The 13225-nt window shown below is 62.9% G+C and carries 16 protein-coding genes and 1 pseudogene; 8 read left to right on the forward strand and 9 right to left on the reverse strand.

Features of this window, described 5'->3' with window-relative positions; translation table 11 throughout:
- The 5 genes from EN859_RS02475 to EN859_RS02495 all read right to left on the reverse strand — a co-directional run bounded on the left by EN859_RS02475 (position 1) and on the right by EN859_RS02495 (position 3636).
- Positions 1-351 (reverse strand): cupin domain-containing protein, encoded by a 351-nt coding sequence (locus EN859_RS02475; protein ID WP_127852236.1) that lies wholly within the window; start codon positions 349-351, stop codon positions 1-3.
- A 5-nt stretch (positions 352-356) separates the two neighbouring features.
- Positions 357-1637, reverse strand: a complete 1281-nt coding sequence (locus EN859_RS02480; protein WP_127852237.1) for an O-acetylhomoserine aminocarboxypropyltransferase — start codon at positions 1635-1637, stop codon at positions 357-359.
- A gap of 149 nt (positions 1638-1786) precedes the next feature.
- Positions 1787-2308, reverse strand: a complete 522-nt coding sequence (locus EN859_RS02485; RefSeq protein ID WP_127852238.1) for a CoA-binding protein — start codon at positions 2306-2308, stop codon at positions 1787-1789.
- Positions 2309-2387: 79 nt separating this feature from the next.
- Positions 2388-2810 carry a VOC family protein gene (locus EN859_RS02490; protein WP_127852239.1) on the reverse strand — a complete coding sequence of 141 codons (423 nt, stop codon included), beginning with the start codon at positions 2808-2810 and terminating at the stop codon, positions 2388-2390.
- Between the two features lie 4 nt (positions 2811-2814).
- On the reverse strand, positions 2815-3636 hold the full coding sequence (locus EN859_RS02495; RefSeq protein ID WP_127852240.1) for an enoyl-CoA hydratase: 822 nt from the start codon (positions 3634-3636) through the stop codon (positions 2815-2817).
- A gap of 193 nt (positions 3637-3829) precedes the next feature.
- Between EN859_RS02495 and EN859_RS02500 the strand changes: the two genes are divergently transcribed.
- From EN859_RS02500 to rpsI, 5 genes and pseudogenes are all read left to right on the forward strand, one after another.
- Positions 3830-4285: a PaaI family thioesterase gene (locus EN859_RS02500; protein ID WP_127852241.1), complete on the forward strand. Its 456-nt coding sequence runs from the start codon at positions 3830-3832 to the stop codon at positions 4283-4285.
- Positions 4286-4341: 56 nt separating this feature from the next.
- Positions 4342-4518, forward strand: a pseudogene (locus EN859_RS02505) (type II toxin-antitoxin system HicA family toxin).
- 28 nt (positions 4519-4546) lie between these two features.
- Positions 4547-4945: a type II toxin-antitoxin system HicB family antitoxin gene (locus EN859_RS02510; protein WP_127852242.1), complete on the forward strand. Its 399-nt coding sequence runs from the start codon at positions 4547-4549 to the stop codon at positions 4943-4945.
- Between the two features lie 255 nt (positions 4946-5200).
- Positions 5201-5665 (forward strand): 50S ribosomal protein L13, encoded by a 465-nt coding sequence (rplM, locus tag EN859_RS02515; RefSeq protein WP_127852243.1) that lies wholly within the window; start codon positions 5201-5203, stop codon positions 5663-5665.
- Position 5666: 1 nt separating this feature from the next.
- Complete coding sequence (gene rpsI / locus EN859_RS02520) at positions 5667-6143, forward strand: 30S ribosomal protein S9 (protein ID WP_127852244.1); 477 nt, start codon at positions 5667-5669, stop codon at positions 6141-6143.
- A 112-nt stretch (positions 6144-6255) separates the two neighbouring features.
- Here rpsI and EN859_RS02525 read toward each other — a convergent pair whose 3' ends face one another.
- Positions 6256-7149, reverse strand: a complete 894-nt coding sequence (locus tag EN859_RS02525; protein WP_127852245.1) for a LysR family transcriptional regulator — start codon at positions 7147-7149, stop codon at positions 6256-6258.
- A gap of 95 nt (positions 7150-7244) precedes the next feature.
- Between EN859_RS02525 and EN859_RS02530 the strand changes: the two genes are divergently transcribed.
- On the forward strand, positions 7245-8117 hold the full coding sequence (locus EN859_RS02530) for an aldo/keto reductase family oxidoreductase (protein WP_127852246.1): 873 nt from the start codon (positions 7245-7247) through the stop codon (positions 8115-8117).
- Positions 8118-8205: 88 nt separating this feature from the next.
- Here EN859_RS02530 and EN859_RS02535 read toward each other — a convergent pair whose 3' ends face one another.
- Positions 8206-9264: a glycerophosphodiester phosphodiesterase family protein gene (locus EN859_RS02535; RefSeq protein ID WP_127852247.1), complete on the reverse strand. Its 1059-nt coding sequence runs from the start codon at positions 9262-9264 to the stop codon at positions 8206-8208.
- Between the two features lie 277 nt (positions 9265-9541).
- Here EN859_RS02535 and speB point away from each other — a divergent pair, with 277 nt between their 5' ends.
- Positions 9542-10549 (forward strand): agmatinase, encoded by a 1008-nt coding sequence (gene speB, locus EN859_RS02540; protein WP_127852248.1) that lies wholly within the window; start codon positions 9542-9544, stop codon positions 10547-10549.
- A 29-nt stretch (positions 10550-10578) separates the two neighbouring features.
- On the forward strand, positions 10579-11511 hold the full coding sequence (argC, locus tag EN859_RS02545; RefSeq protein WP_127852249.1) for an N-acetyl-gamma-glutamyl-phosphate reductase: 933 nt from the start codon (positions 10579-10581) through the stop codon (positions 11509-11511).
- 42 nt (positions 11512-11553) lie between these two features.
- Here the strand turns inward: argC and EN859_RS02550 are convergent, their stop codons facing one another.
- Both EN859_RS02550 and EN859_RS02555 read right to left on the reverse strand, forming a co-directional pair.
- A complete protein-coding gene (locus EN859_RS02550) occupies positions 11554-11925 on the reverse strand; it encodes a DUF559 domain-containing protein (protein ID WP_127852250.1) in 372 nt (123 codons plus the stop codon).
- A 74-nt stretch (positions 11926-11999) separates the two neighbouring features.
- The gene (locus EN859_RS02555; RefSeq protein ID WP_127852251.1) at positions 12000-13094 is read right to left on the reverse strand and encodes a COX15/CtaA family protein; all 1095 of its coding nucleotides are present in this window, start codon (positions 13092-13094) and stop codon (positions 12000-12002) included.
- Positions 13095-13225: the final 131 nt, after the last annotated feature.

The raw sequence follows: 13225 nt of genomic DNA on the forward strand, positions 1-13225 counted from the left end.
TCAAAGCTTGATCACATATTCCTTGCGGGTCGTTTCAAGCACTTCCCAACTGCCCTTGAAGCCGGGCCTGAGCACGAAGCTGTCACCAGCCCTGACGGTGCGCGCCTCGCCACCGTCCTCGGCAATCACTGAAACACCTGACAGGATGTGGCAGAACTCCCATTCGTCATACTCGATGCGCCATTTACCCGGCGTCGCCTCCCAGATGCCGGCATAGAGCCCGCCGTCCTGTTCCTCAACATTCCAGGTGCGAAATTTCGGATCGCCCGAAATCAGCCGATCCGGCGCCGGCGCGCCAGGTTCCGGTTCGACGGCGTCGACATCGACGGAAAGAAATTTCGTTGCGGCCATGGCAATCAAACCTTGGCGAGGGCCTGCTCCAGATCGGCGATGATGTCGTTGACATCCTCGATGCCGACAGAGAGCCTGACGGTATCCGGCCCAGCGCCGGCCGCGATCTTCTGCTCGTCGGAGAGCTGGCGATGCGTGGTCGACGCCGGGTGGATTACCAGCGACTTGGTGTCGCCGACATTGGCGAGATGCGAGAACAGTTCGAGCGCCTCGACGAACTTGACGCCGGCCGCATAGCCGCCCTTAAGGCCGAAGGTGAACACAGCACCGGCGCCGAGCGGCGAATATTTCTTCTGCAGCGCATTGTTCTTGTCGCTGGGCAGGCCAGGATAGGACACCCAGGCGACTTTGGGATGGTTGGAGAGCCAGCCGGCGACGGTCACGGCGTTGTCGCAGTGGCGCTGCATGCGCAGCGGCAGGGTTTCCAGGCCGGTCAGGATCAGGAACGCGTTGAACGGCGAGATCGCCGGGCCGATGTCGCGCAGGCCAAGCACGCGCGCGGCGATGGCGAAAGCGAAATTGCCGAAGGTTTCGTGCAGTACGATGCCGCCATATTCGGGGCGCGGCTCCGACAGCATCGGATATTTGCCTGATTTCGACCAGTCGAAGGTGCCGCCGTCGACGATGGCGCCACCGATCGAATTGCCGTGGCCGCCGATGAACTTGGTCAGCGAATGCACGACGATGTCGGCGCCATACTCGATCGGCCGCAGCAGATAGGGCGAGGCCAGCGTGTTGTCGACGATCAGCGGCAGGCCATGCTTGCGGGCGATGTCGCCGATCTTCTCGATGTCGACGAAGATGCCGCCCGGATTGGCCAGGCTCTCGACGAAGATCGCCTTGGTCATCTCATCGATCTGGCTTTCGAAGGTCGAGATGTCGTTGGTGTCGGCCCAGCGCACCTGCCAGCCGAAATTCTTGAAGGCGTGGCCGAACTGGTTGATCGAACCGCCGTAAAGCTTTGTCGCGGAGACGAAATTTTCGCCCGGCTGCATGAGATTGTGGAACACCAGCACCTGCGCGGCATGGCCGGATGCGGTAGCAAGGGCGGCGGTGCCGCCTTCGAGTGCCGCAATGCGCTCCTCCAGCACCGCCTGCGTAGGGTTCATGATGCGGGTGTAGATGTTGCCGAAGGCCTTCAGCCCGAACAGCGAGGCGGCGTGGTCGGTATCGTCGAAGACATAGGAAGTGGTCTGGTAGATCGGCGTCGCCCGCGCCCCCGTCGCCGGATCGGGCTTGGCGCCGGCATGGACGGCGAGCGTGTTGAAGCCGGGCGTACGCGTCATAGAAAAACTCCCTCGTGAACCTTCTGAAAAAACGTCGGGCATTCTTGGCGAAGCCCGCTTGCGAATGCAAAGAAGAAAATACCCTGCAGCGTATGATCCTGGAATGACCTGTCGGACAAACGCATGCAGGACGAAATTTAGTTCCGCATCTATTTCTGGCGCACGCCGAAGCTCTGGAACCCCTGGCGCATCAGCGGTTTCTTCGACGACAGAACGCCTGAGTTGACGCCGGTCCAGCCGATCTCGCCGGACAGCTTGCCGTATTCGATCTTGGGGCAGCGGTTCATCACCGCCTTGATGCCGGCAGCCTCGGCGCGCGCCGCCGCCTCGTCATGGCGCACGCCAAGCTGCATCCAGATGACTTTGGGCAACGGATCAAGCTGCAGGATTTGATCGAGGATGCCGGGCACTGCCGCCGAGCCACGAAAAACATCGACCATGTCGACGGATTCGGGAACATCGGCGAGCCTGGCATAGGTCATCCGGCCAAGGATCTCCTTGCCGGCCTGGCCAGGGTTGATCGGGAACACCGAGAACCCCTTGCCGAGCAGATATTTCAGCACGAAATAGCTCGGCCGCACGTCATTGGCCGACGCTCCGATCATGGCAATGGTTTTCACCGAATTGAGGATGCCGGCGATGTAGGCATTGTCGTAGGCGTCGTGGTTCATGCGGCATCCTGATACAGCGCTTCAGATAAGAGTGCTATCAGCCGCGTCGGTTGCTTGTGATGAGCCACCTGGAATGTCGTCAGCCCGGCAGTGAGATGCTGCCGTCTTCCGCGATCGGAAAGGCCGGATTGTGCGCCACTTCCCAGATATGCCCGTCCGCATCGGCGAAATAGCCATACCAGCCGCCCCAGAAGGCGCGGCTGGCCGGTTTGATGACACGGCCGCCGGCCCTCTCGGCCAGCGCCAGCACCTCGTCGACTTCGGCGTCGGAGCGGGTGTTGTAGGCGAGGTAGACTGCCGACGGCGCTTTGCTGAAGGTAACGCCCGAATCCTGTTCGGCGCTCTCGCGCGGAAACAGGCCGAGAATTGCGCCGCCCATCTGGAAGAAGGCGACACCTTCGGTGATCCCGACATGGCGAGCGAGGCCCATCGCCTCGTAGAAGCGCACGGCGCGGTCGAGATCGTCGGTGGCGATGGTGATGATGGAGATGCGCGGTTCCATGTCCCTACTCGTCCGTCCATTCCGGCTTGCGCTTGCCGACGAAGGCGCCGATGCCTTCCTCCGCGTCGCGCGCGAGCATGTTCTCGACCATGACGCGGCCGGTGTAGGCATAGGCATCGGCAAGCCCCATCTCGGCCTGCGCGTAAAAAGCTTCCTTGCCGGTCTTAACCACCAAAGATGATTTGGAAGCAATGGTTTGCGCGTACTTGGTGACAATCTGATTCAGGTATTCGCGCGGCACGACACGGTTGACGAGGCCGAATTCCTTCGCCGTTGCCGCATCGATCGTCTCGCCGGTCAAAAGCATCTCCATGGCATGTTTTCGCGTAACGTTGCGCGACAGCGCCACCATCGGCGTCGAGCAGAACAGGCCGATGTTGACGCCCGGCGTGCAGAATGTCGCTTCATGCGAGGCGATGGCGAGATCGCAGCTGGCGACCAGTTGCAGCCCGGCTGCCGTCGCCAGACCGTCGACCTCGGCTATCACCGGTTTGGGATGGTGGACGATTGCCTGCATCAGCGCCGCGCAAGCCGAAAACGTCTTTTCGAAGAAAGCCTTGCCGCGATCGGCGTCGGCGCGGTGCGCGCTCAGTTCCTTGAGGTCGTGGCCGGCGCAAAACACTTTTCCGGCCGCCGCCAGGACGATGACGCGAACTGATCTGTCATCCTTCGCGCGGTCGAGTTCCGCCGCCAGCGCTGCCATGACGTTCAGCGACAAGGCATTGGCCGGCGGGTTGGCTAGCGTGAGGCGAAGCACGCCCTTGTCCAGCCTTGTGGCTACCGGCCCTTCGGCTATGGCAGGCTTGATGGCGACGATTTCGGCCATGTTTTCCAAAACCTCTCTGCCAAATCTCTCTACCGGCTCGCTGCAACGATTTTCGCGGGCCATGGAACAAAAGAACTAGCACGCTGCGGATTGAAGAAAAGCCGCGTGGCGTGTTTTCTCAGCCGCAACATTTGGTCCAGGCGCCCCGCCTCAAGAGCGGCGCCCCTGCCAGATTCATATAGGGAAATCGCTGATGCCCGTCCAAGACACTCTCAAGCCGGTGCTAACCGCGGCGGAAGTCAACCGGCTGATGGAAAGCGTCTATCCCCAGCTCAATGACCAGTTCGCCTTCTATGAGGCACTAGAGGTGTTCCCGGGCGGCTGCATCGTGCGGCTGAATGCCGACGAGCGGCACCTGCGCGCCGGCGGAACCGTGTCAGGCCCGTCGCTGTTCACGCTGGCCGACATCGGCGGCTATGTCTGCGTGCTATCGCATGCCGGGCCGGATGCGCTTTCAGTCACCACCAACCTCAACATCAATTTTGTCCGCAAGGCCGAAGCCGGGCCGATCGACGGCCATTGCCGCATCCTGAAGCTGGGCAAGAGCCTGATGGTGTTCGATATCGACATCGTCGCCGGCCCTGAGGGACACACGGTAGCGCACGCTACTGGCACCTATTCGATTCCGCCGGAGCGGGTGCCGGCGTGATGCTTTCGATTGATTTTTTCCCTGATGTGTATATATGTGCGCATAGGTGACCTGTGCTGGAGCGTGACAGCCGCAAAATCGTTTAGCGTCTCAAGGATGACGGTTTCGAGCTGGTTTCCGTACGCGGCTCACATCACAAGTTCCGAAAGGGTGACATCGTGTTGATCGTTCCGCATCCGGAGAAGGATCTGCCAACCGGCACAGCTCGCGCTATCGCCAAGCGGGCTGGATAAGGGCGACCTGAAGCGTCTTGGAGGCTGAATGAAGAACTATTTCGCATTGGTCGATAAAGATCCCGACAGCGCGTTCGGCATTCGCTTTCCCGACATTCCCGGCTGCTTTTCAGCTGCGGACGAGGCGGAAGACATCGTGCCGAATGCAGTCGAAGCATTGCAGCTGTGGGCAGAGGACATGCCTATTCCCGAACCGTCTAGCCACGAGACGATTGTCGCGCTTCCGGACATACGCAAAGCACTCGCCGCAGGAGGCTATCTGGTCTCGGTGCCGCTCATTGACAATGACAGCGCCGTCGTGAGGGCGAACGTAACTTTCGAGCGTGGCGTTTTGCGGGCGATCGACGCCGCAGCGCGCGACCGAGGCATAACGCGATCTGCGTTCCTCTCCAGCGCGGCTCGCAAAGAAATCGAGGCAAAGCACTGAGGCAAGTCTAATGAAACGCCAATTGCATGTGGTAAAATAATACCTTTTTCTCAAACCCTTGTTTTTACTACATTTTACCTGCTATCCGGCTTTTCTCATGCCTTGACGCGATCAGTGCCCTGCCCTATAAGCCCTGACCAAACAGCGGCCCGCAAAGGCCGCCGTTTTGTTATTGGCGGCGGGCAAGCGCCTTCGCCAATCCAAGCAACAAGAAACGCCTTCTCCGGAAGGTCCGAACCGAAAGCAAACAAATCCATGACAACCTTTTCGCAGAAGCCTGCGGATGTGGTGAAGAAGTGGGTGCTGATCGACGCCGAGGGTCTCGTCGTCGGCCGCCTCGCCACTGTCATCGCCAATCATCTTCGCGGCAAGCACAAGCCCACCTTTACCCCGCATGTCGACGACGGCGACAACGTTATCGTCATCAATGCCGACAAGGTGGTGTTCACAGGCAAGAAATTCACCGACAAGGTCTATTACTGGCACACCGGCCACCCCGGCGGCATCAAGGAGCGCACCGCGCGCCAACTGCTCGAGGGCCGTTTCCCCGAGCGTGTCGTTGAGAAGGCCGTCGAACGCATGATCCCGCGTGGCCCGCTCGGCCGTCGCCAGATGAAGAACCTCCGCGTCTATGCAGGCGCTGAACATCCGCATGTCGCCCAGCAGCCCGTCACCCTCGACGTGGCCAAGCTGAACGCCAAGAACAAGAAGGTTTCGTAAGATGGCTGAGCTTTCCTCGCTCGCAGAACTCGGAACTGCCGCCGTCTCGACGCAGCCGGCCGCACCCGTCCACGTCCAGAAGCTCGACAAGTCGGGCCGCGCCTATGCCACCGGCAAGCGCAAGAACGCCATCGCGCGCGTCTGGGTGAAGCCCGGTTCCGGCAAGATCATCGTCAACGACAAGGAATTCGCGAGCTACTTCGCGCGTCCGGTCCTGCAGATGATCCTCAACCAGCCGATCATCGCCGCCAACCGTACCGGCCAGTACGACATCGTCGCCACCGTCATTGGCGGCGGCCTTTCCGGCCAGGCCGGTGCCGTGCGCCACGGCATATCCAAGGCACTGACCTACTACGAGCCGGCGCTGCGCGCCGTGCTCAAGAAGGGCGGCTTCCTGACCCGCGACAGCCGCGTCGTCGAGCGCAAGAAGTACGGCAAGGCGAAGGCCCGCCGCAGCTTCCAGTTCTCGAAGCGCTAAGCGCAACGCATCTGCACGCTATCGAAAGGCCGCCTCCGGGCGGCCTTTTCTTTTCTACGATGGCGGCACTAATCACCTTACCCTGCGCGGCTCGCTCGCATGGTGGCAGACCTCAGGCCTTGATGAAGTCGATGAATGCCCTGAGCGGCGCGGGCACGAGGCGCCGGCCGGGATAGTAGAGGAACGGTCCCGAGAAGCGTTGCCACCATGGTTCAAGCACGGGTTCGAGGGCACCGCTCTCAAAATGAGGGCGAAGCCAGTCCTCGAAGAGGCTGACGATGCCGGTGCCGGCGATGGCTGCATCGACGGCGAGATCGGCCCCTCCGCCCAGGGTCACGAGAAGCGGTCCCGTAGGATCGACGCGCACCACCTCGCCGTCGCGCTCGAATTCCCACGGCGGCAGCGCACCGCTGGCGAAGCGGCCGCGCAGGCAAGCGTGGCCAAGCAGGTCGCTCGGGTGTTGCGGCCGGCCATGACGATCGAGGTAGGCAGGGCTGGCGGCGGTGGCGAAGCGCTGCAGGCGCGGTCCGATCGGCACCGCGATCATGTCCTGTTCCAGCCGCTCATCGTAGCGGATGCCGGCGTCGCAGCCGGCCGCCAGCACGTCGACAAAGCTCTCCTCGGCGATCACCTCCAGCCGGATACCGGGATAGGCGGCAAGAAACCGCGGGACGATGCCGGGCAGGACCAGCCGCACCGCGCTGACCGGCACATTGAGGCGCAGCGTACCTGCCGGCCGGTCACGGAAGCCGTTCACCACGTCAAGTGCTGCCTGGACCTCGTTCAGGGCTGGGCCGAGCCGCGTCAGCAGGCCTGAACCCGCTTCGGTCAAGGCGACGCTGCGCGTCGTGCGGTTGAGCAGCCTGACACCGAGCTGCGTCTCCAGGCGGCGGACCGCTTCGCTCAGACCCGACGCGCTGCCGCCGCTCGCGCGCGCACCCTCGCGAAAGCCGCCAGCACGCGCCACCGACAGGAAGGCGTTGAGATCACCCAGTTCGACATTCACTGTTCGTAATCCTGCACAAGCTGTGCGGATTATAGCGGGTTATCGGGACAGCGGACAGCGTCTATTTCTGCCTCGTCCTTCAAAGGAGAAAGATCATGTCCAGCATTGACCAGTCCGATACTTTTACCCTCGGCGACCGCTCCGTGAAGCGGCTTGGCTATGGCGCCATGCAACTCGCCGGACCCGGCGTGTTCGGCCCGCCCAGGGATCATGACGCGGCATTGGCCGTGCTGCGCGAGGCCGTGGCGTCCGGGGTGAACCACATCGACACCAGCGACTTCTACGGCCCGAATGTCACCAACCAGCTGATCCGCGAGGCGCTCGCGCCCTACTCCAACGACCTCGTCATTGTTACTAAGATCGGCGCCCGTCGCAGCACGGACGGCTCATGGCTGCCGGCCTTCTCACCCGAAGCGCTGACCCAGGCGGTGCACGACAATCTGCGCAATCTCGGGCTCGACGTGCTGGACGTGGTCAATCTCAGGATCATGTTCGACACGCATGGGCCCGCCGAAGGGTCGATCGAGGCGCCGCTGACCGTCCTGGCCGAACTTCAGCGGCAAGGCCTGCTGCGTCACATCGGGCTGAGCAACGTCACCCGCGCGCAGATCGCGGAAGGACGCCGGATCGCCGAGATCGTCTGCGTCCAGAACCAGTATAATCTCGCACACAGGGCCGATGATGCCCTGATCGACGAACTTGCTCGCGACGGCGTCGCTTATGTGCCGTTCTTCCCGCTCGGAGGCTTCAGCCCGCTGCAGTCGTCGACCTTGTCGGACGTCGCGGCGCGCCTTGGCGCTACGTCGATGCAGGTCGCGTTGGCCTGGCTGCTCCGCCGCGCACCCAACATCCTTTTGATCCCCGGCACCTCGTCGGTCGCACACCTGCGCGAGAACCTTGCCGCCGCCGAGTTGCAGTTGCCGGAAGATGCGCTCCGGGAATTGGACGGCGTGGCGATGGCGGCCTGACCGCGAGCGAGGCGCTGGGCAGCCTCATCAGCGAAAGGCCGCCTTCGGGCGGCCTTTGGTGCTGGGCTCACCCACCCGCGTCGAATTTCTAGTTGATGCTCGCCGTGCTCGCCGGATCCGCCGGCCGCGCCTCGTCGGCATAAGGCACGCGAAAACCGTTGGCCGCCAGCCAGCCGATCGCCGCTTTCGGTTCGTCGGTCTGGATGATGGTGACCCCGCGCTCGACCCAGAAACCGTAGGTCTCGCGCGGCAGGCGAGCCTGCACCGCCAGTTCATCGCCGCGGCCGCCGGCAAGGAAGCCGCCCGGCTTGTTGGCGATGGCGTAGGTATCGGCCCAGATGTGCCAGTCGCCCCTCACCGCCACAGCGCGCATGCGGGGGCTGAACAGCGGCCCGCCGGTCTCGGTCAGTGTCTCGGCGCCGGCCCGCCAGTTGATCAGCTCGATCGCGCGCACTGAAAAGGCCCGACCGACTTTCTCGGCGAAACCGGCATCGCGAACCGCATCGTCGGCGACGATCGGCATGAACTGGAAGCCGCCGCCGATCGCATCCATGGCGGCCTTCACCTTGGCGATCCTCTCCGCATTCCACAAATTCTCCTTGACGATCACCTGATCGGCCATGCCGAGATCGCGGGCGACCGCGATCATACCAGCAAGGCTTTCGACATCGAGCTTGTTGTCGATGTTGATGAGGATCCGGCCCCTGGTCGCCGTCAGCATCTCGCGCAGCGTCGAGACGGTTTCATCGGTTACGGCGCCGGTGCCTTCGACCACCAGCCTGCATGCTTTGAGCTCGGCCACGGTGCGCTCGGCCACCTCGCCCTTGCAGGTCGTCGTGCGGTCGAGCCAGCTGTCGTGCATGACGACGAAATCTCCATCCTTTGAGCGCCTGACGTCGACCTCGACGATTTCGGCGCCGAGCGCGATCGACGCCTCGACGGCGGCGATCGAGTTTTCCGGATAAAGCGTCTTGCCGGCCTGCATGCCGCCTGCGCGGTGCGCCGCCACCATGACATGGTCGCGCCACTGGTTGGCGTGCTCGAAGCGGTCGAGTATCTGCCCGGCGCGCGTTTCGCCGGCCGAAGCCTCGCCTATGGAGGCCGCAAGTGCAGCGGAAAGCAGAAGGCTCAGCCAGATGGTCCGCATCGAGAATCGCTCCGTTCCGGGTCGCAACCCGGATAGGCGATGCTCGTGACAGGCCGGTGAACGAAGCCGGCTACGGGACTGTCCGAAACACCTGGCCGAAACACCTGGATGATTGCCGTGACGCGGCTGGGATTGAGAAACGTGGCCTGCGTCATGATGATACAAATCCTGTTTTGCCATGGCACTCACCGAGCGCCATTGCGTCTCCCCAAGCTGTGACTGGCATGTTCCGTGGCGGTTCTGTAGTTGTTGCTGCCCGATGAACTGAGGACCCGCGATGCCGAACAGAAACATCGACCACGCCTTCACCGCCCGCTCCAGGACGGGCGCTTCCTTCGAGCCGACCTATGCTGGCGCGCTGTCGTTCATGCGGCGCAAGTACACGAAGGATGTGAAGGGCGCGGACGCCGTGGTGTGGGGCATCCCCTTCGATGCCGCCGTCACCAACCGGCCGGGTGCGCGTTTCGGGCCGCAGGCGATTCGCCGCGCCTCGGCCATCCTCGACAACGACCCGCAATATCCGTTTTCGCGCGATCTGTTCGAGCAGCTTGCCGTGGTCGACTATGGCGATTGCCTGCTCGACAGCGGCAACCACCAGAAGACGCCTGCTACAATCGAGCGCGAGGCGGCGAAAATCCTGAAATCAGGCGCGTTCCTGCTGTCGCTGGGCGGCGATCATTTCGTCACCTGGCCGCTGCTCAAGGCGCATGCCGCCATCCACGGGCCGCTGGCCCTGGTGCAGTTCGACGCCCATCAGGATACCTGGCCGGACGACGGCAAACGCATCGACCACGGTTCGTTCGTCGGCCGCGCGGTGAAGGAAGGCATCATCGACCCCGACCGCTCGATCCAGATCGGCATCCGAACCCATGCGCCCGACACGTTCGGCATCAAGATCCTCTATGGTCATGAGATCGAGGAGACGCGCGCCTCGGACATCGCCTATGCCATCGTCGAGCGCACCGGCGGCAGGAAAACCTATCTCACTTTTGACATCGATTGCCTGGACCCGGCCTTCGCGCCCGGCACCGGCACGCCGGTTGCCGGCGGACCATCCTCGGCGAAGATCCTATCGACGCTGCGCCAGCTCAGCCAGGTCGCTATTGTCGGCGCCGATGTCGTCGAGGTTGCGCCGGCCTATGATCACGCCGATATAACGGCAATTGCCGGTTCGATGGTGGCCATGCACTATTTAGGCCTGGTGGCCGAACGAAAGGCCCGCCACGAAGAGTTGAACCCCAGCAACCACGGCGCTACCGGATTGAATCAGGCAGCCGGTATATAGTTTTGAAATAGCAGGAATTTAGGCAGGCAATGAAACCGAAAATCTTCATCGACGGCGAACACGGCACCACCGGTCTGCAGATCAGGGCGCTGCTCGCCGAGCGCGGCGACCTGGAGATCATCTCCATTCCGGCGGAGCGGCGCAAGGAAACGGCCGCCAGGGCCGAATTCCTCAACGCCGCCGATGTCGCAATCCTTTGCCTGCCGGACGCAGCCGCCAAGGAGAGCGTGTCGCTGATCAGCAACGACACCACCAGGGTGATCGACGCCTCGACCGCGCATCGCGTCGCCGACGGTTGGGAATACGGTTTCGCTGAAATGGACAAGGGCCAGGCGAAGAAGATCGCCGGGGCGAAGCGCGTCGCCAATCCGGGCTGCTGGCCGCAGGGGCCGATCGCGACACTGCGGCCGCTGGTGGCGGCCGGGCTGTTGCCGCCCGATTTTCCGGTCACCGTCAACGGCATTTCGGGCTATTCGGGCGGCGGCCGCCCGATGATCGAGGAGTATGTCGCCAAGGGCGAGGACGCTTCGGAATTCCTGCCCTACGGGCTGACCCTCCAGCACAAGCACGTGCCGGAGCTGAGGACCTATGCCAAGCTGTCGCATGATCCGATTATGCAGCCGGCGGTCGGCAACTTCGCCCAAGGCATGATCACGGTGGTGCCGCTGCAACTCGGCGGCCTCGACCATGTGCCGACCGGCGCCGAGCTTCATGCGGCGATTGCCGACCATTTCGCCGCCATCGACGGCGGCGTGGTCGAGGTGGCGCCCTATGTGCATCTGGAGCGCGTACCGGAGATCGATCCGGAAGTCTACAACGGCACCAATCGGATGAAGCTCTACGTGTTCGCCAACGACGGCAGGGGGCAGGCGCTGCTGCTCGCCGTCTATGACAATCTCGGCAAGGGCGCCTCGGGCGCCGCCGTGCAAAACATGGACCTGATGCTCGGCCTCAAGCACTGAGCGTTGAAGATTCTGATCCGGCGCCTTCTGCGAGACCGAGCCTCAGCGCCATGGCTGCAGGCTCATATCCCGTACATAGGCGATGATCGTGTCGCAAACGGCGCTCAGGTCCCTGAGAATATCGTCGTTCCAGAAGCGCAGCACGCGAAAGCCCCTCCCCTTCAAGTCGGCATCGCGGATCCGATCAGAATCTGATTCAGCATGCTGGCTGCCGTCGATCTCGATGATCAGTCTGGCTTCAAGACAGACGAAATCGGCCACATATTTTCCCACTGGCATTTGGCGCCGGAATTTTATCCGGTCGAGCCTAGGGTCGCGCAGCTCGTGCCATAGTCTTTCTTCCGCCGCCGTCATTTCGCGCCGAAGCGAACGGGCAAAACTGCGCTTGGTTGGGCGAACGGGTTGATGTGGCATGATGCCAGATTAATCAGCTATGGCATTCCGTCCAGCACCCCTTGGCAGATACAAGGGCGCTGGGCCCGCCCGGCTCAGCTCCTGACGGCAATCTCATGCGGCAGCGGATAAGCGCCCTTGGTGCCGCGCCAATGTGCGGCGGCAAAGCCCAGCAGGACAAGCGCAACGCCCTGATGCGTCAGCGCCATGTGCAGCGGCACGTGCATCAGCAGCGTGCCGATGCCGACCGCGGCCTGCAGCAGCACCAGCAGAAACAGCAGCGTTGCACGACGAGCATGCGTCGAGCCCGGCAGGCGGCGGCGCGTTGCTATCATATGCCATAGGGCCACGGCAAAGACCGTGTAGGCGCCGAGCCGATGAACGAACTGCACCGTCTTCGGATTCTCGAAAAAGTTGCGCCATGCCGGTTCAAGCAGCAGCAGATCGCCGGGGATCAGCTTGCCGTCCATCAGCGGCCAGGTGTTGTAGCTCAGCCCCGCATCGAGGCCGGCGACCAGGCCGCCAAGGTAGATCTGGACCAGCGCCAGCAGCACCAGGAAGCCGGCCAGGCGTTGCGTCGAGCGACCAGCGGCAGGCTCGGAATGGGGAGCGAGCCCTCGCGCGACCACCATGGTCGCAGTGAAGATCAGCGCCGCCAGCGTCAGATGTGTCGCCAGCCGGTACTGGCTGACCGAGACCCGTTCGACCAGCCCTGACGCCACCATCCACCAGCCGATGGCGCCCTGCAGGCCGCCAAGCAGCAGGATGCCGACGAGCTTCGGCCCAAGTCCGGGCTCGATGCGGCGCGTCGCCCAGAAAAACACCAGCGGCAAGGCAAAAACCACGCCGACGCTGCGCGCCAGGATGCGGTGCACCCATTCCCACCAGAAGATCGTCTTGAAGGCCTCGATGCTCATGCCGTTGTTGAGCTCGGCATATTGCGGGATCTGCTGGTAGCGCTGGAACTCTTGCTGCCACTCGGCGTCGTTGAGCGGCGGGATGACGCCGTGGATCGGCTGCCATTCGGTGATCGACAGGCCGGATTCGGTGAGCCTGGTGGCGCCGCCGACCAGCACCAGCGCAAACAGCACCAGCAGCACGACATAGAGCCAGCCGCGCAGCAGCGCCCGGTTGTGCAGATCACGGTCGCGGGCCAGGTACGGCGCAGTGTCGGTTATGGCAGCAGCCATGGGCTTGTCCCGGCAGGTTGAGGTCGCGGATTGGTGAACCATCGCCACCCGGCTTGCAAGACCGCACGGCGCGGCACGCCGTCGCGCTGTTTATCGCAGGTTGCGCGTCATCCGTTCAAGGCTTATGCGAT

Origin of the sequence: Mesorhizobium sp. M00.F.Ca.ET.216.01.1.1 (assembly GCF_004010325.2) — a bacterium.
Lineage (GTDB): Bacteria > Pseudomonadota > Alphaproteobacteria > Rhizobiales > Rhizobiaceae > Mesorhizobium.